The sequence below is a fragment of the Oleiphilus sp. HI0117 genome (assembly GCF_001635235.1).
The window spans coordinates 1-562 of sequence record NZ_LWGA01001242.1 but is presented as its reverse complement, the minus strand read 5'-3'; the positions used below and the strand labels follow the sequence as shown (position 1 = coordinate 562).

Genomic DNA, 562 nt, shown 5'->3' with positions numbered 1-562 from the left:
GATCAGGACGGTATGAAAAACGGCTTCGACTTAGGCGTCACTAGGGCGATTACCGATGCTGTGTCTATTCCGGTTATAGCATCTGGCGGTGTGGGGAATTTACAGCACTTGGCAGATGGAGTTTTGGAAGGTGGCGCCGATGCTGTTCTGGCAGCAAGTATTTTTCATTTTGGAGAGTACAGCGTTCAAGAAGCCAAGGCACATATGGCCGATTGTGGTATTGAAATGCGCCTGTAGGTCTTAAGCGCGAGAAAGTTGTCTATTGTAGGCAGAGGGTTCAGGCGCACGATCAATTTCGTGCTAGCCCTCATGCGAGCCGTGGAAGGCGCTGCCTACAAAGCTTTTTAAATTCTATGCAACCTGATTAGATTCAGACTTGCTCTCAGGCTGGCAGTTGATCAGCATTAATGGTGCTTCGTTACCGTCTCTAAGAAAGCCTTCCACCACAAAGTCATCATTTTTACTTCTCATGATTCCATCTGCAGAGTCATCTCGACAAAATACTTTTTTGTTAAAGGTGATGATGTCGTTGATATTATCAAGACGTAAGGCTGTTACTTTG

Annotated in this window: 2 protein-coding genes; one reads left to right on the top strand and one right to left on the bottom strand. The window is 45.9% G+C overall.

All coding sequences use genetic code 11. From position 1 onward, the window contains the following. On the top strand, positions 1 to 237 hold a 237-nt coding region (locus A3757_RS21620), incomplete at its 5' end, for a HisA/HisF-related TIM barrel protein (protein ID WP_255374990.1). A gap of 114 nt (positions 238 to 351) precedes the next feature. Here the strand turns inward: A3757_RS21620 and A3757_RS27170 are convergent. After that, positions 352 to 562 (bottom strand): hypothetical protein (locus A3757_RS27170; RefSeq protein WP_197470203.1); only part of this gene is annotated, 211 nt, incomplete at its 5' end.